Origin of the sequence: Aestuariibacter sp. A3R04 (genome assembly GCF_018860805.1) — a bacterium.
In the GTDB taxonomy this organism is placed as follows: domain Bacteria; phylum Pseudomonadota; class Gammaproteobacteria; order Enterobacterales; family Alteromonadaceae; genus Alteromonas.
Genome location: NZ_JAHKQR010000002.1, coordinates 1 through 17,885, shown reverse-complemented (window position 1 = coordinate 17,885; position 17,885 = coordinate 1). Strand labels below are relative to the sequence as shown.

At 46.5% G+C, this 17,885-nt stretch carries 10 protein-coding genes; 8 read left to right on the top strand and 2 right to left on the bottom strand.

Annotation, left to right across the window (positions count from 1 at the left end; all coding sequences use genetic code 11):
• Positions 1 to 2,940, top strand: a complete 2,940-nt coding sequence (locus KO518_RS03365) for a TonB-dependent receptor (RefSeq protein WP_216024427.1) — start codon at positions 1 to 3, stop codon at positions 2,938 to 2,940.
• Between the two features lie 247 nt (positions 2,941 to 3,187).
• Positions 3,188 to 3,877 (top strand): hypothetical protein, encoded by a 690-nt coding sequence (locus KO518_RS03360; protein WP_216024426.1) that lies wholly within the window; start codon positions 3,188 to 3,190, stop codon positions 3,875 to 3,877.
• Between the two features lie 160 nt (positions 3,878 to 4,037).
• Here KO518_RS03360 and KO518_RS03355 read toward each other — a convergent pair whose 3' ends face one another.
• The gene (locus KO518_RS03355) at positions 4,038 to 6,572 is read right to left on the bottom strand and encodes an exo 1,3/1,4-beta-D-glucan glucohydrolase (RefSeq protein ID WP_216024425.1); all 2,535 of its coding nucleotides are present in this window, start codon (positions 6,570 to 6,572) and stop codon (positions 4,038 to 4,040) included.
• A complete protein-coding gene (locus KO518_RS03350) occupies positions 6,569 to 7,831 on the bottom strand; it encodes a sugar MFS transporter (RefSeq protein WP_371742234.1) in 1,263 nt (420 codons plus the stop codon). Before KO518_RS03350 ends, KO518_RS03355 begins: the two co-directional genes overlap by 4 nt.
• Before the next feature lie 489 nt (positions 7,832 to 8,320).
• Here KO518_RS03350 and KO518_RS03345 point away from each other — a divergent pair, with 489 nt between their 5' ends.
• The 6 genes from KO518_RS03345 to KO518_RS03320 all read left to right on the top strand — a co-directional run bounded on the left by KO518_RS03345 (position 8,321) and on the right by KO518_RS03320 (position 17,780).
• Positions 8,321 to 9,331, top strand: a complete 1,011-nt coding sequence (locus tag KO518_RS03345; protein WP_216024424.1) for a LacI family DNA-binding transcriptional regulator — start codon at positions 8,321 to 8,323, stop codon at positions 9,329 to 9,331.
• A complete protein-coding gene (locus KO518_RS03340) occupies positions 9,324 to 10,880 on the top strand; it encodes a sugar porter family MFS transporter (protein WP_216024423.1) in 1,557 nt (518 codons plus the stop codon). Before KO518_RS03345 ends, KO518_RS03340 begins: the two co-directional genes overlap by 8 nt.
• A gap of 325 nt (positions 10,881 to 11,205) precedes the next feature.
• Positions 11,206 to 12,738, top strand: coding sequence for a diguanylate cyclase (locus KO518_RS03335; protein ID WP_216024422.1), 1,533 nt, complete (start codon positions 11,206 to 11,208; stop codon positions 12,736 to 12,738).
• 116 nt (positions 12,739 to 12,854) lie between these two features.
• Complete coding sequence (locus tag KO518_RS03330; protein ID WP_216024421.1) at positions 12,855 to 14,255, top strand: hypothetical protein; 1,401 nt, start codon at positions 12,855 to 12,857, stop codon at positions 14,253 to 14,255.
• A gap of 22 nt (positions 14,256 to 14,277) precedes the next feature.
• Positions 14,278 to 16,143 (top strand): hypothetical protein, encoded by a 1,866-nt coding sequence (locus tag KO518_RS03325; protein WP_216024420.1) that lies wholly within the window; start codon positions 14,278 to 14,280, stop codon positions 16,141 to 16,143.
• Positions 16,140 to 17,780: a hypothetical protein gene (locus KO518_RS03320; protein WP_216024419.1), complete on the top strand. Its 1,641-nt coding sequence runs from the start codon at positions 16,140 to 16,142 to the stop codon at positions 17,778 to 17,780. Before KO518_RS03325 ends, KO518_RS03320 begins: the two co-directional genes overlap by 4 nt.
• The last annotated feature ends 105 nt before the right edge of the window (positions 17,781 to 17,885 follow it).

Below are 17,885 nucleotides of genomic sequence, written 5' to 3'. Positions count from 1 at the left end.
ATGAAAAACACAGTATTTAAAAAATCTTCTCTTGCTACTGCCTTAGCCGTAGTCATGGGTACAGCGCTTAGTTCTCCGGTGTCAGCACAAGAAAGTACAGAAGCTGACAACCCTGAAATGGAAGTGATCCAGGTAAGTGGTATTCGCGGCAGCTTAATGCGGTCGATGGACTTAAAACGGGGTTCAAGTGGTGTGGTTGACGCCATTTCTGCGGAGGAACTGGGTAAATTTCCCGATACCAACCTGGCCGAGGCATTACAACGTATTACCGGGGTAACCATTAGTCGTTCTAACGGCGAGGGTAGCCAAATCACAGTGCGTGGTTTTGGTCCGGAGTTTAACCTGGTAACGTTGAATGGGCGACAAATGCCGGGTACGGGTTTTACCCGTTCTTATAATTTGGAAAACCTTTCCTCAGAAGGGGTAAACACCCTTGAGCTGCAAAAAACAGCACGGGCCGAAAACCCAAGTGGTGGTTTGGGCGCCACCGTAAATATTCTCACCATGCGTCCGCTGGCAAGGCCTGGGCAGCAATTTTCTATTTCCGCTAAAGGTATCATGGATACGTCAAATGAAGCGGGCGATGACATCACACCGGAAATCGCTGGAGTATTCAGCAACACCTTTAATGACGACATGTTTGGTATTGGCGTATCTTTTTCGCATCAGGAACGGGATTTCCAACAACAGGCTGCCAGCGCACAAGGCTGGGTATTGCAGGAAAACGATGCGCTGCCTGAACTCGATGCTGAAAACGTCATCGACAACAGGACAAACCTGACTGATGTCGCCTTCTTTCCTAAGGACATGAACTACAGCATCAACGATGTCCAGCGCGAACGTACCAATGCCCAGGTCACTTTCCAATTCCGTCCGGTGGACAACTTTACCGCCACAGTGGATTATACTGCCTCCCGGGCCACCACAGGCACAAATACTGTGGGTTGGGGAATTTGGAACAACTTTGGTGCCAACATTAATGCCTATGAATTGGATAAAAATGGTACCGCGGTATACGCTGATATCAGTGGTGATGATGGTTCGTTTACTGCCAGTCGGAATACAACGCAAGTTGATGCCCGCTCCATAGGTATCAACCTCGAATGGCAAATTAACGACGACTGGGAAGTTTCCCTGGACTACCACGATTCCAGCAATGAAACCGACAACGGCCACGACGATGGGCTGGGTAGCGCAGGTCAAATCATTCTCGGTTCTGATCAACTGATTTCCAAAGTCTATGACTACCGTTCAGGAGAAGTACCCAGCGTTTATGTAAACTGGAATAACGGTACCAATGAGCTTATGCCGAGCGAGATTGATTCCAACTTCAGCCAGTTTATTTACTCACCAGGAAAATCTGAAATTCAACAATTCCAGCTCGATGGCACCTGGTATAACTCTGCATTTGATATTCCCCTTGTGAAAGTGGATTTTGGTGTAGCGAGAACAGAACAAACCTTAAGTGGGTTTACTGCATGGAGTGGACTGCGGGGTGGCCCGGGCTTTAGCCCGTCATATACGGAAATATTCCCCGACAGCATGTTCGTAAGAAATGACACTGGTGATTTCCTTGATGCGTTTGACGGTGGTGGTTCTGACTTAAATCCTAATTACTACTATACCTACAGCTTCGACGAAGCTATCACGCGGCAGCTGGCGTATCTGACGGCGGATGTCACAGGCGAAAGTAACGTATATTCAACTGATCCGTACTTCAGCGGTGACCCGTCAGTAAGCCTGGTGGAAGAAACAACCGACTCCATCTACGTGCAAACAGAGTGGGATTTTGATGTAAAAGGTTACTACGTTCAGGTGAACGCAGGCGTACGCTATGAAGAAACAGAAGTACCGAGTTCAGCAGAAGTGCGAGTGCCAATTCAGGTAAACTGGGTCGCTGCATCTGAGTGGATCACCGAGTTTCAACCTGAGCTGGAATTACAAGATTTTACCGGTGAATACGATGTGCTTCTGCCAATGTTCGACGTAAAAGTTGATGTCACTGACGATGTGGTTGCCCGCTTCTCGTGGGGTAAATCTATCACACGTGCACCGATTGGGTTATTGCAGGGTGGCCGTTCGTTTAGCGGTAGTCCCAAAATTGGGGCCAGAACTGTGTCAGAAGGGAATACCAGCTTGCTGCCATACGAGTCTACCAACCTGGATTTATCCTTGGAATGGTACTACGACGAATCCAGCTATGCATCGGTAGGTCTTTTCAGGAAATCAGTGAAAAACTATATCGATTATCAGTCTTCAGAGGAGACCTTCGATGGATTATTTGATATCTACGAAGGTGCCCGTTGGAACGAAGCCGTATCTGCTCTTGAAGCGGACGGTATACAGGCAACCGACTCTGCAATTTACGGCTATTTTGTTGATAATGGTTATGCCGATGCTAATGGCGTGGTAGAACCTGAATCTGGCGACCCGCTTATTTCCTGGCGCGTGACGAAACCACGAAACCTCGACGACACGAAAACCGTGGATGGTATCGAGTTGGCTGTTCAGCATACCTTTGGCGACACCGGTTTTGGTGTGGGCGTCAACGGCACCATCGTAGATGGGGATGTTGAGTATGACCCTTATGATTTGGAACCGCAAAATCCATTGGTGGGGATCAGTGACTCTGCAAACTTCCAGGTCTTCTACGAGAAAGAAGGTTTATCGGTAAAAGTCACTTATGCCTGGCGTTCAGATTACGTTGTGGGCATAGGCCAGGCTCAGGGGTCATCAGACAACCCGGCTACTCAGTTTGATAGTTTCGGGCAGTGGGATGCGAGTATTAACTATGACTTCAACGAAAACTTCACTGTGTTTGTTGAGGGCGTGAATATTAACAATGAAACCGAACGTGGTTATGGCCGGTTTGAAGAGCAGTTCCTGTTTGCTCGTCAGTACGGCCCTCGCTATACCCTCGGTGCTCGTTACACATTCTAACTCTTAAAGTTCGTATATATGGATGAAGCCGCTTTTCGAAGCGGCTTTTTTTGCATCCCGCACTATCGTTTAACAGGCTCTGCGTTTGCTAAATAGTATCGAGCCTCATATTTTTAGTTGAACGGCTAAAACATTTTCATTAGTATCTGAGTCTAATTGTATTGGAAGTTTCTTAATTGACAAATTTGAAGCGCGTTGCTAACGTTCATCGTCAATATCCAAGACTGTTCTTACATGGAGAGTGAGTATGAAGTCTAATTTTTTATTACTGATGTTTGTTTTTTTTTCGTTTAATTCGCTTGCAAATGAGGAGCGCTTTTCTGAGCAGGGTTTGAACCAAAACGAAGCAGCCAGGTACATAAGAAATATAGCTGAGCAGTTTGGTATGTCAGACTTGTCTATGGTAAAAGCCAGAGAAAACTTTTTTAATTATAAAAATGGTATTATCTCTCCTAATCATCCTGCCATATTTCATCTGCCTGAATTTAAATACCCAGAGTCATATACTGAAAGCGAAAGGCAAGTCGTATTTAATAATTTCCAATCTCAGTTCGCCAATTTTTTTGGGGTTCCCGTTAATAAGCTATCTCTATTTCTTTCCTCAATGGAAGCTGAGTACGAGAAACACAGAAAGTATGCCAAATTTTCACGAGGGGCTCAATTACCCTCGAACTGGGATGATAAACTTGAAAGGATAACGATTAAATGCAGTGGCAACATGTGTAGCTGGGCAGGAAGCGGTGAATCTCTAAGTTTGTGGACCAGAATTGGCGGTGAAGCGCTGAGTAGAGGTCTTGATAATGGCGAAAGGTTCTTTGTGGACTACTATCGCGGAGATACTTTGGTGAATACCGAATCGTGGAGAAGCTATGGTGCTTCAGGGGCCCACTTTGAAAGGGAAGTGTCAAGGCCTTGCCCTACTTGTCCTTTTCATTGATCATGTAGTCATGCGTATTCTCCCTAGCATTGGCGCGCAGAAATGGCTGATATTCTGAGCTGCAAAATGCAAAATGCAAAATGCAAAATGCAAAATGCAAAATGCAAAATGCAAAATGCAAAAAAGCCCGGTAGCGGGCTTTTTTAGGTGTTAAATCAGCTTATTCGGTGCATTGTATTGTGAGGTTGTCACCACTATGCGGTGCAATTGCAACTTCAGCAATACTCAGTTCTACAGCCGACGCGCTGGCAATTTCCAGCGGGACAACCAAACCAGTAAAGTCGATACCTTGAGCGGTGAAGCATGCCGTAGGGATGGTAATGGTTTGCCATTTGTCTATGGGAAGTGCTGCCAGAGGTGCAGCTAGATCAATAGTGGCAGAGCAGCTACCAGCCGCATCACCTTCACTTTCACAATTCATACTTACAGTGAGAGGCCCTGTAATATCACTGTGTCGTTTAACACTCAAAGACAATACAGTATTGTCGGTTACATATGAGCTCACGTCTTCCCTAAAGTAGCTTTTGCTGGCAAAGCGCAGGGCAGCAGGTTCGCTGCCATCAAATGTCAGGGTTCTGGCATCTTCCTGAATGACTTTATCACTGGTGCGGTATGTCAGTGCGCCAATTGTATGTGTACTGGCGTTTACGCTCAGTAATTGGTCACCTGACTGAAGCCACAATACCCATGGTGCCTGAACCGCGCCGTCAAGCAGCGTAAGAGGCTGGCCAGAGCTTACTTGTTGGGCAAGCGTTGTATCGAGATCATCAACAAGTACATTGGCATCTTCCAAGCTCAAACCGAAACCAATAGGCAACAAGGGCGCATAATCTTCATCGCCGGTATTCACCACCTGAGACGGTGTGGCAGGCCATGAGAACGGCAGTCTACCGGTAAAGTCATGTTTGCCGAAGAGTACATCAGCAACGGCAGCGCCTTCAGAGCCTGGCAGCCACGCTGCCACGAATGCATCTGAGGCGTTTAATTCAGGGTTAACCCACATCGGACGGCCACTGATAAACACAGATACGACCGGAATCCCTTCGCTTTTGAATTTTTCCAGCAAAGCGAGATCCCGTTTGTTGTTCTGTTGATAAACCAGGGTTTCTCTGTCACCGTGACCTTCTGCATACGGCTCTTCACCAAACACAACCACTGCCACATCTGGTTTACCTGTGTAACTACCATCTTCAGAAAGTGTGGCTTTACTGCCCACTTCGTTGGCGAGAGTGCTGATTCCGTCAAAAATGGATGAGCCGCCGGGGAAGTCTTCATTGGTGTTGTTGGTGCCTTGCCAGGTAATGGTCCAGCCTCCGGATTGCTTACCTATGTTATTGGCTGCATCACCTGCGACCAAAATCTGTTGTCCCGATTTAAGTGGTAGCAACTGTTGCTTGTTTTTGAGCAACACCAGTGATTCTCTTACCGCCTGTCGCGCTACCTCTCTGTGGTCCGGGTGTCCAATCAGATCGCGTTTGCCGGAAAGTGGCCGTGCCGCCGGACTGGGTTTGTCGAAAAGACCCGCGCGCACTTTTACCCGTAGGATTCGCCGTACAGCATCATCGATTCGTGCCAAAGGTATGGTGCCGTTTTTCACTTGTTCGATGGTGGTATAGTACAGTTGTTTCCAGTCACCTGGCACCATGAAAATATCCAGGCCAGCTTTGACGGCCTGCGCACAATCATCATTTGTACAGCCTTTTACCTGACCATGGCCATTCCAATCTCCAACGACAAAACCATCAAACCCCATCCGCGTTTTAAGAACGTCGGTAAGCAAGTATTTGTGACCATGCAATTTATCACCATGCCAACTGTTAAACGATGCCATGACCGATTGCGCTCCTGCGGTTAAACCACCCACATACCCTTGGGCATGAATATCGAACAGTTCCTGTTCACTGGCAATGTTGTCGCCCTGATCGTCACCGGCTACAGTACCACCATCACCCACAAAGTGTTTAACCGTGCTGATCACCCGTTGGTCGCCCAGGAAATCTGCATCAGCCGGGCCTTGCAGACCTTTGACAACCGACGCGGCATATTCCCTGACAATTTCAGGGTTCTCAGAGTAACTTTCGTAGGTACGGCCCCAACGATCGTCCTGCACGACTGCAACAGTAGGAGCAAATACCCAGTCGATGCCTGTTGCCATTACTTCTTTCGCTGTGATGTGAGCAATTTTCTCCATTAGCGCCGGATTATTTGCTGCACCCAAACCGATATTGTGAGGAAACAGGGTAGCGCCCACTACATTGTTGTGTCCGTGTACGGCATCGGTGCCCCACATGGTCGGTATGGTGGAACCATCCAAACTGTCGTCAATGGATGCCTGATACATGTCTTCAGCAAGCTGTATCCATTCTTCAGGGGTGGCGTGTTTGTTACCATTAGGGAATGATCCTCCTCCATTGAGATAAGAACCAAAGCCGTATTGACGCATTTCTTCTACGGTGATATTGCGAATTTCAGGTTGGATCATTTGCGCTATTTTTTGCTCCAGTGTCATCGTGGCCATTACAGCTGACACTTTGTCTTCAACGTCCTTAGAGGGCTTGACGGCAATATCCAAAGCTGGCCAGACAGCAGATGCCTTGCTTTCACTTGTGCTCTGGCTAGCAGTATTCTGGGGAGAGTCAGAACAACCTGCCAGTATTATCACGGCTATGGTTGAGGTGAGACAGTTGAGTTTCATTGTGATTCCTCGTGCAAAGATGAATGTACGCGGCTTCCCAATAAGCCGTAATACGCAATGTAGAAATAGCATGCCGCTGGCAGTAAAAACGATAGTGTAATACCCATACTGTCAGCCAGCATGCCTTGAAAAAGGGGAATAATGGCGCCGCCAACAATGGCTAAGCATAAGATACCGGAGCCTTGGGGCGTATCTTTGCCCAGCTGTTGTAGTGCAAGGCTAAAAATAGTGGGAAACATTATGGAATTAAATAAACCCACGCCAAGAATACTCCACATGGCGATATTCCCAGTCGTGTTCACTGACACCACGATTAACCCTATGGCAACCAGCGAATTGAAAACCAGCACAGTGCCACCGGCGATTTTTTGCAACACCAGTGCGCCTATGAAGCGCCCGACCATGGCACCGCCCCAATAGTATGCAATCATTTTAGACGCCTGGCTTTCAGACAGCCCCCTGACAGATGTGTCTGCGAGATAGCTGACAAGCGTGCTGCCAATGGCGACTTCAGCACCTACATACATAAAAATACCTACAGCGCCTAAAACGAGGTGTTTGTGTTGCCAGGCACCACCTGAAAATAACCCTGCACCGTTATTTTCGTGGTGAAGTTTGGGGAGTTTCAGAAACATGAATGTCATGGCCAAGAGCAAAAGGGCCAGGGCAAGAATGAGATAAGGAAGTTGGACATCCGAGGCTGTTGCGGTGCCTCCGTGTTCCCCCGAACTGCCAAAAATGAGGTATGCACCGAAAAACGGCGCTATGGTCGTGCCAAAAGAATTAAATGCCTGGGTCAATGTAAGCCGCGATGAGGCAGTTTTTGGATCACCCAGCGCACTCACATAGGGGTTGGCAGAAACCTGCAAAATGGTGATACCTGAAGCGAGTACAAACAGGGCGAAGAGGAAAATGCCATACACTTCATACGCCGCAGCAGGGTAGAACAAAATACACCCTACACAACTAATACTTAACCCAAGCACAATACCTTTTTGATAGCCAATTTTTGAAACGATCATGCCAGCTGGCAGCGAAACGATAAAGTAAGCGCTAAAGAAGCAAAACTGAATGAGCATTGCCTGAGTAAAGCTGAGGTCGAAGGCGCCTTTCAGATAAGGAATGAGAATATCGTTCAAGCAAGTAATAAATCCCCACATAAAAAACAGTGACGTGAGCGCGAAAAGGGCAAAGTGGTACGGCTGCTTAGGTGATGCCCCCGTTTCGCTATTATTCGTTGAAATCGCCGGTGTCTCCAAAGCGTATCCCCTTTGTTGGCTATTTTTATTTTTAATGGTAAATTAACAATTGGAAGCGCTTTCAATTTTAAGTATTTTTTGTAAGCGCTTACATGGGGTGATGATTACACGATGGTGTTACATTTTCAATGTAAAAATAGTGTTAGCGCCGTTCCCAGGATAAATCTACTCAATTACCATAATGTCGCAAGCTGAGTTGCTATGCATAGTTTTCGCTTGTCCACGATATAGTCTTCGTTGAAACGGGACTTTATGTTAGGTTCCGATGTTAATGGCTACTTTATTTGGCTTTATAGAGGTAACGTTGAGTGGACTATTGGTTATATTTAGGGGCGGTACGGCTAGGTAGATTATCCTATGCTAATGGGCATACTTAAACTTGTCGGCCGTACATTAAAGGCCTGTAAAACCGCAAGGTATGAGCACGGTTCTAGTGTTAAGGTGCAATAATCGTTACAGTGTGTAAAAAACAATAGCAGTCTCAATATTATGGCAACAATTTATCAGGTGTCTGATGCGGCGGGGGTGTCGCTGGCTACCGTATCAAGAGTGATGAACGGGCATGCCAGTGTCAGTGATAAAACCAGGAAAAAAGTCCTTGAAGCAATGGATGCGCTGGGCTACAAACCCAATGCGATCGCTCAGTCCTTAGCATCGAACCGAACAAACAGTGTCGGGTTGTTGGTATCGGAGCTTCACGGTTCATATTTTGGTGATTTAATGAGTACGGTGGAAGGTACCCTAAAGCAGCATGGTAAACACGTTATTATTTCTGCCGGCCACGTGGATGCAACCGGTGAAGTCGAAGCCATTGATTTTCTCAAGAGTCGACGCTGTGATGCACTGATCCTTCATGCCGAAGCTGTGTCTGACGAATACCTGACAGCACTCGGGCAGAGCAATTTACCCATTGCAATTATCAATCGCAGCGTTGTGGGGATGGAATCACAGTGTTTTGTAGTAAACAACGAGCAGGGCGGATACATCGCAACCCAGGCTGCTATTCAGTGTGGTCACACTGAAATTGGTTATATCAGCGGCCCGCTGTTTAAAAAAGATGCCTCCGATCGGTTAGCTGGCCATCGTCGAGCTTTAGCCACTGTGGGAATAAACCCTGACAAGGCGGTGGTTTACGAAGGTGATTATCACGAATCCAGCGGGTATGCCGGTTTTCAGGCCCTGATAACTCAATCCCCCCAGTTAACGGCACTGGTTTGCGCTAACGACGAAATGGCATCAGGGGCCATGACGGCTGCCAGGGAAGCCGGGCGAGACATTCCCGACAGTTTGTCGGTTATCGGTTTTGACAATGTACTTTTCTCCCGTTATTTGTTCCCTAAACTGACCACCATTAATAACCCGATCAAAGCCATGGGAGAGATGGCTGCGCACTGGGTGTTAGACAAGGTCTACAATATCAGGCGCCACGAGCATATTACCCATTTATTCCTTCCTGAATTAATTGAAAGAGGGTCATTAGGGCGGCCGCCAAATGGGTAAGTTATCACCTACTTTGTATTATACCCTTGTTGTAGCCTTAGGCGGGTTTATTTTTGGTTTTGATGCCAGTGTGATATCCGGTGCTATTGGTTTCATCGATAGCGCGTTTTCACTGACCCCATGGCAACAGGGGTTTGTAGTGAGCTCACCCACATTGGGGGCTTTGCTGGCCATGACTGTGGCTGGCGTGGTCAGTGATGCTCTGGGACGGCGAACAACGTTGCTTTACATTGCTTTGCTGTATCTTTGTTCCGCTATCGCTTCAGCCCTGGCTACCCATTACACCATGCTCGTTGTAGCCCGGTTTATCGGTGGAATGGCGTTTTGTTCCTTGGTTGTTGCGCCTGTATATATCTCGGAAATTAGTGAGCCTGAACACCGCGGAAAAATGGTGTCGGTAAACCAGTTGCACATTGTACTTGGTTTTGCCTTGTCGTATTTCAGCAATTATTTCTTTCTCAATTTGAGCGAAAGTGATGCGGGGTGGGTTGCGTCATTGGGAATTAGCTCTGCGCCGTGGCGGTTTATGCTAGGCCTTGAAGTGGTGCCTGCTCTGGCGTGGTTTATTTTGCTTTTCTTTGTGCCTGAAAGCCCTCGTTGGCTGCTGCTAAAAGGCCGTGATGAGCAGGCGAAAAAGGTAGTCAATCGGCTCTTTTCCGGTGATGACGCCATCAAGCAGTTAAATGCGATAATGACATCCTTAAACGAACGTAGCTGGCATTGGCGGGAGGGGGCTCGAGCTCTGTTTACACCGGCATTGCGCTTTCCTCTCCTAATCGGCCTTATACTCGGCATTTCTCAACAGGTCACCGGTATCAACGTTATTTTCTTTTATGCACCAACAATTTTTGAACAAAGTGGCGTAGGTACAAATGCGGCCTTTATGCAAGCTATCTGGATAGGACTGGTGAATATAGTTTTCACCTTAGTCGCTATGTACACCATAGACAGATGGGGGCGAAAACCATTGCTCATTACCGGTTTGTGTGGGGTGGCGCTGAGCATGGCTGTGTGTACATACGGGTTTAGTCAGGCTGAGTTTTATCTCGATAGAGATGCCGTTGCTGAGCTGGCCGCTATAGTCCCTGAATTGGCAGAGGCTTTGGGTCCGGTTTCCCAGATTGCGTTTGATTCTGATATCGCGTTTAAACAAGCTGTAGCATCAGCCGCAGGTGATGCGATGTTCCAACAACACGAGGCATTGTTATTGAGCAAGAGCATTGATATGAATGCACCACTTGTGCTCTTTGGCATAATGGCGTTTGTGGCTTCTTTTGCCATGTCATTAGGACCGGTAATGTGGACAATGCTCGCCGAAATTTTTCCCAATCAGTCACGGGCGCTTGCGTTGTCATTAGTGGGTGTTGTAAATGCCTTGGCCAGTTTTTTGGTTCAGTTTGTCTTTCCATGGGAATTATCACAGTTTGGTGCGGCATTCACCTTTGCCGTTTACGGTGTACTGGCTTTGATCAGCCTGGTATTGGTTATTCGTCTCTTCCCTGAAACTAAGGGTTTATCTCTTGAACAGATTAGCAAAAAGCTACAATGATATTACTGTGATATATGCTGGGGACGCCTGGTGATTACCTGCTTTTTCGCCTAAGCTGTAAGTTGGAAGAGGATGAAATTCCGGTGCCTGTGTGGCCTTGGGTTTTACTTCGCTGAACTTTATATGTGACGCGGTAGACTGTGATTGCCAAAATGGGTTAACCCTTGTAAAAACGAGACATTTTCCAGTGTCTTCAAGAAGTGATTTGGTGATCTTATCAAGGGGTAATAGTATTTTATTTTTAGGCTTCTTGTGAGTACTATCAATTTAATAGCTCGTCTTAAGTAGTAGTAGGGAAGCGATGTATTCATGGGAACAATCTAAATTGTCCGCCATATCTTTAAACTGGTTTCGCATTGGCTTTTGTCTGTTGTTGTTCATTTTCCCCCTTGATGTTATCGCTGGGTGTAATACGTCAGCTTCAAAACAAAGCATGCCATCATCTATTCCCGTCAACCGTGGCGAACACCGCGTTATTCTCTACTGTCAGTTGTCTGAGCAGGCCGTGCTAAGTTTTCGGCTCGACGTTGCCAGGCAGGCCACCGCTGTAAATACTGAGGGGGAGGAATTTGTCACGTTAAATAGCGCCAGTAAAGCCTTTCTCCTGCCCGCCGGGCAATACGATGTAGAATTAATTCTCAACGTGCAACGCAGTCGCTTTATTTATCCTCGACTAGATTCAGTACCTGATTTTTATGAACGGGAACACATTCACTTACTGATGATGAGTGGTTTTTTCGGCTTCAGTCTGGCTTTGGTTATCTTTGTGGGCGTGTTGGGACGAAGTATGCACAATGCCGGGTTTTATGCATACAGTGCCTATATTGCGTCTGCGGGTATGTTTTTCTTTATACAGGAAGGCATGTTGAACATCGTTTTCCCAGGGGCAATATGGGTCAACGATTTACGTGTAAAAATGCTGTTTGCAGGGCTTATCGTGTTTACGGGAATGAGATTCATTATTCGTCTTCTGGATTTTGGGCGTTTATTGCGTAAACCGTTTTTCATACCGTTGCGTATTGTGGGCATCGTCGTGTTGGCGCTGGCCGTGTTGCAGGCCATTTTACCTGAAAATCTCACACTGCAGTACAGCAGCTTTATGGGAACATTAACCCTGGCGGGCATAGCCGGTATAGTTGGGGCAACCGTTTTCGCTGTAAAAATGCGGGTGCCTGCGGCAAAGCTTGTGCTTGTATCACTTTTGGTTATGTTTTTTTCCATGGTGTTGCGGGTTTATCTTCATGATATTAATCCATTTTTACATCGTTATGGTCTTGTGATTGCCGTTACCATTGAGGCCGTTCTTCTGGCCGTGGCGGTGTCAGAAAAAGTACGTCAGCTGAATATCGACCGAACACGTGCATTTAGGGACGCAAGCTATGACAGTCTTTGCCCGGTTCTCAACCGGCGGGGCTGGGAAACCGCAGCTGACAGAATGCTTACCCGCCACGCCCGGGAAGGTGGGGTACTCACGTTGTTATTTATTGATTTAGACCGGTTCAAACAAGTTAACGACCGCTACGGTCATGCAACCGGTGACGCAACGCTTATGAAGGTCGCCACGAGTTTGAAAGCGGTGTGTCGGGAGCGGGATCTTATCGGGCGTTATGGCGGTGATGAATTTGTTGTTCTAAGCCACTGCCCTGATCGCCAGCAATCACAACGTTTGTTTGAGAGGCTGCAAAGCCGATGCCAGTCGTTTATGCTAAATACTGAATCAGGTAGTGTACGCATCAGCGCCAGTGTCGGGTGTTATGCTGTAGAGAAACCTCATCACAGTATCCAAATGCTACTTAAACAAGCCGATGCCAACATGTATGAACACAAGCAGGCATCCAAAGGTACTTCGACGCTGTAAATTTCCTAAAATTAGCCGTTGACTTGCAATGTGTTCTGTTTGATATTTAAACAAAATCAATTGAAGTACTTGCCAGTTGCTTAGAGCAGGATAAATTTTGCTAAAGGGAACAGGCAATGGCGACGTCATCAGCTAACGCAAATAGCGCGAAAAAGCAGGCAGTAGTGGTTATTCATGGTATGGGTGAACAACGCCCAATGGATACCATTAGAGAGTTTGTTACCCATGTTTGGAAACAGGATCCAAACCTCACCTCTCCCCACTTTTGGAACAAGCCCAGTTCAGTTAGTGAATCTTTCGAGCAGAGACGCCTTACCACAGACAGGCCACAAGCCAGTGGCAAAGAAGAACCGGTTCAGCGTACGGACTTTTTTGAATACTATTGGGCGCATCGCACAGTAGGCACAAAATGGGAACATTTTTGGGGGTGGATCAGCGCGCTGCTTTTCTGTTTACCCAGCCGCTATGACAACCATGCCAATACGCTAAAGCCACTTTGGTTTATCCTGTGGGGGCTTATTGTCTTCGGCTTTTTTCTCGCGTTGTGGTGGCGTAATATTGCCAGTAGTTCGGATGATCTGTCGGGCCTGACCCTGACGTTTGTCACAGCAGCCAGTGCAGGTTGGGCGTTCCTTGTCGCGAAAGCCCGCAGCTTCTTCACCCATTACTTTGGTGATGTTGCCCGTTACATTCAGGCAAAACCTGCCAACATAGCCATCAGGCAAGCCATTCGAAAGGGCGGTGTGGAGTTACTGGAGCGTATTCATCAAACCGGTGACTACGACAGAATTGTACTTGTGGGGCATAGCTTAGGGTCGTATGTGGCCTACGATATCATTACTCACTTGTGGGCACGGCATAATAAATTTAAAGATCACGACGACATTCCCACCCCCTTGAGCGAAGCATCGCGTAACCATTGCAACGCGTTAACAGAACTTGCCAAAAGCTGCGGTACAGAGGCTTTTGATGCTGGCGCGTACTGGCAAACGCAGCGACAACTTTTCAGTTCACTTACCGACAACGACCCGGACAATAACTGGCTGATTTCAGATTTTATTACCCTGGGTTCACCCCTTACCTATGCCGATGTGTTGCTTTATAAAAATCGGGAAAATTTCGTAAAGCGCAAGCTGGATAGGGAGTTACCTACTTCTCCGCCGCTCACCGAGCACGGTGCCTGGTATTACGGAGGCGATGATAAATACTACCTGCATCATGGTGCAGTATTCGCCGCCGTGAAGTGGACGAATATTTACATGCCACACGACGGCTATATTAAAGGTGATCTAATCTCAGGGCCGGTAAGCCGCAACTATAGCTTTGAATCGTTTGACGTGGCAAATGGCACCATGACCCCCCCAAGCGATATGTCTAAAACCCCCATTGAAGAAATTGTACTGGATTATTCAAAAATAAAAGATGGCTTCACCCACACGGCCTATTGGAAGGCTGCCGAAGTACCTTCCGACAACGAACATTTGGCTGTGCTGCGCAGAGCGGTGGGGTTGTATTAATTTATTAAAAATCTAAGGAAGGATGATGAGAAAGACAGTCAGGTTAGCGCAGCTAATAAAGCCCAAAGTTGCCATTAGCGTTGCCACTATTATGTTGGTCGGTTGCAGTGTTGCACCAGAGCATCACATCAGAACTGGGTCTGACCCCAGGTTTCAGGATAAAAACGTCGCTTTCAGGACCACCTACTATTTTAGGGTATTCGATTATTGCAAAGGCCAAGATGGCAAACATCCGAATGTGCCTGCATCAGATGGGTTATATCGGTTTACCATGACGGGTAAAGCCAACACGTCCATGAACAACATCAAGTTCGAATCAGGAAGCTTAAAGAGTTGGGAAATAGACCCGTTAGGGGCCGCTGTGATTTATGATGAAAATATCAAGCGATATCGATACGTATCTGAAAATGAAACCCAGGCTAAAGCAGAAAAAGCACAAGCATGGGATGACTATCTAAACCTGCAGAAAGAGTACAGTAGGATCCTTAAACTCGTTGGTGAGCAATCCCGCGTAAAAGACCTTGTGCATGTTGAATTGTTAAAAGTGCTGGAAGAAAGGGATATTGCAGACGACGGAAAGTTTGACAGTTCACTAAGTGACGACATTCTTAAAAGCAAAGATGTCCTCGACGACGCATTTAAAACGGACATTGCAGAAGCGTTGACTCAAAAAAGAACTGCGCTAATTGATGCAAACAAAGACGCCTTGAATGCGAAGCTCAACGCATTGTCGCTCGAATGGCTAAAAGCTCTGATTATCCAGAAAATGAAAGAAAATTTGGACAGCGCCGTTAATTCCACTTCTTTAGCCAACAGTTTTCTGAGCGACCCGACACCACAAGTAAAATGGGATGGAATGATAACAGGGCAGTTAACCCCAAAGTTGGACTTTAACGCTAACGAAAATGCTTACGTTGATGCCTTGTCTACATTTCTTGTTAGTAACAAAGACATTTCGAATATAGCGGGCTCAGATGGGACAACGCCTTTTTCAAAACAGTTTGCTCAAGTGTTTGTGGATGATGCTAAGAAAAAAACTACAAAACTGAAAGACATTACCACTGACTTTACCCCGGTGCTAGATTGGCTAAAGGATAAAACAAAAGGTGATGCAGATGGTACTTTCAAAGATTTAACACCAGAGCACAGAGAGGCGTTAGAAAAGAAGTTATCAGAGAGAGTTGATACAATATTGGCTTCTATTGCGCAGCTTCCAAGTCGCGTTGATAATCTCCCTGATTCGCTGGACTTTGATAAAGGGAAAAAGTTACTGCTTCTCGCGAATAAAGATAATGTTGCAAAAGCGCTGATAGATCAAAGCGGCGTTTTAATTGCGGCAGTGGCTGAAAACAGTTATCTCAATGGCGATAACAACTATGGAGGTGTATTAGCCTCAATTCGCACCGCAATGAACGCAAAATTGCAAGCAGCAACAGGCGTGGAATTATCTTCTTCGGCTTCAGATATAGATCCCAAAGCAATGCTTGCAAAGCAAACAGAGACAATAAATTGCGAGATGAGCAAACACAAAGGCTTCCAGGTACTTGGGCCTGAAGGGTGGCGTACCTTCGATCAGGATGAAAGGCTTATTATGGCCATGTACGTTGACAATTCACCCATTACACAAGTACTCAAGCAGTTATCACAGCAAGTTTTAAACGCTCACCAAGCGAATGAACCGCAACTGCTGCCTGTGGTTGAGGCTGAGTTACGGCTGAGCAAAGCCAAAGAAGCGTTGACACAGAAAAAGCATTTGCTTGAAGCGGCGGCGGATGGTGACCAACTAACTTCATTGTGTGAACTGACTAAAGCCGTTGAAGCAACGCTACACGATGACAACCAGATTGTCAGCGTACCTGGTTTATCTTGCCAAGGAGAGGCATTATGAAAGTACTTACTTTAATTGCAACATCACTATTTCCTGTTATGGCTCTTGCCGCAGGGTCTATGCGAATAGATGTGGAAGTGTACGATGGCCCCCTTAGCAAAACCCTGGAAGTGCAAAAGGCGGAGTTAATAGGCACCATCAATCTCACTGCCCATGTTCTGGAAAATATAACCCGTGCAATTCAGATCAGTGAGTGCAGGTTGGGTTGTTTTGGTACGCGCAGCGAGTTTGGTACCGAACACCCGAATGAGATGATAAAGCAGTGTACTGCCCCAGAAAAATTCGACTCTGAAATAGACCTTCTGGAATCTGTTCACAAGTCGCCCGCAACCGTTGACAGGTTGTTTTCCACTATTTTCCCGGAAAAGGATCACAACTGGTTTAGTTTGTTCCCCATAAGGAAATTGGATCCTCCGCTCATTAAAAAGCGACCGGGTGCTGTTGACGTTATTGAACATCTTGAATTCGATTTTTTACAACCATATGAATACACCACCATACCCACAAAAAAAGAAGATCAACCACATCAAATCTGTCCGCAATTGGCGGATGTGAAGCTAAACGTACTTAGCGTACTTAATTATATTTACAACAAAGATGCATCGCAGATTGATCAAGGTAAAAAGAATATTCTGGAATGCAGAAAAACCTTGCTGAAATCGCCCAAAGACACTCAAAGCGATGAGGGTTTAGGCGTCACCGAAGACTGTCTTACTCGCATTGCCAATGTTGGTAAGCTTTTAACGGAAGGGGCAGAGCATTGGGCAACGACGCACGTGGCTATTTTGCCGAGCTCTAAACGCACCCGCATCGCCATTGCAAGAGCTGCGGTAACTGTTGCTGAATTAGGCAACGAAATACTTGCTCGCACTGATGCCATTGTTCGGCAACAGCGAGGTGAAGCCAAGGCGGAACTCTTGCCCACCAGTGTGTTTTTAAGGGAATCCGAAGGTACAGACTATTTAAACCTTTTCGAGTGGCTAGATGCCACACCGAGAAAAAGTCGCCAATGGCCCGTGCAAAGTAGAACTCGCATGATTGAAAGGCTGATTAACGACAACAACTGGTCGAAAATCAATACCGCATTTGCCCAGGGGAATGGCAAAACCAGCATGGTATTTGTGAAAGACGATATTGGTAACTGGAATCTTAAAAACTACGACAATGACCCCAGCGAAATGTTGAAGGCGTATAAAGAAGTAGGCACTAACCTGTTAACCAGTGCCGCAAAATTAGCGTCTGGCATGACAACGGCAGAAGATGTCATAGGAAATTTGGCGGGCATGCAGCAAGCAACGCAACAAGCGCAGAGTATGTTATTTGGTAGTTCCACAGGCACACAGACGGATAATTTAAGCAGCAACATTGAGCAGCGGATTAGGAAGCGAATAGCCTCTACCTACGAAGATTATGCCGCTCGTATTAAAGCCAAAGATGCTGAGATTAAAAATCTCGAAAGTGAAGTGCAATTGACGGAAACAGCCTTGAAGACTGAGAAACAAGCGTTGACAAACTATTTTGAAGAGCTCGATGTGAGACAGCAGAATGTTGCCTCTGCGCGAGTAAAATATCGAGATGCAGAAGACGCTTTTAACACAGACCGTGTGAAAACTCATATTTATGGTTGCTGTTTTTAAATTGAATAATACAGTAATTCTAAGTCCACTATAGTTTTTGAATGAGTGTTTCCACAACTCTTATGTCTTCATTGCAGATATGAGACCGCTAACGCCCATGATATT

Coding starts and splice junctions, on each gene's coding strand:
- KO518_RS03330 (WP_216024421.1), top strand. CDS start 12,855: ATGGCGACGTCATCAGCTAACGCAAATAGCGCGAAAAAGCAGGCAGTA.
- KO518_RS03345 (WP_216024424.1), top strand. CDS start 8,321: ATGGCAACAATTTATCAGGTGTCTGATGCGGCGGGGGTGTCGCTGGCT.
- KO518_RS03360 (WP_216024426.1), top strand. CDS start 3,188: ATGAAGTCTAATTTTTTATTACTGATGTTTGTTTTTTTTTCGTTTAAT.
- KO518_RS03365 (WP_216024427.1), top strand. CDS start 1: ATGAAAAACACAGTATTTAAAAAATCTTCTCTTGCTACTGCCTTAGCC.
- KO518_RS03355 (WP_216024425.1), bottom strand. CDS start 6,572: ATGAAACTCAACTGTCTCACCTCAACCATAGCCGTGATAATACTGGCA.
- KO518_RS03340 (WP_216024423.1), top strand. CDS start 9,324: ATGGGTAAGTTATCACCTACTTTGTATTATACCCTTGTTGTAGCCTTA.
- KO518_RS03325 (WP_216024420.1), top strand. CDS start 14,278: ATGATGAGAAAGACAGTCAGGTTAGCGCAGCTAATAAAGCCCAAAGTT.
- KO518_RS03320 (WP_216024419.1), top strand. CDS start 16,140: ATGAAAGTACTTACTTTAATTGCAACATCACTATTTCCTGTTATGGCT.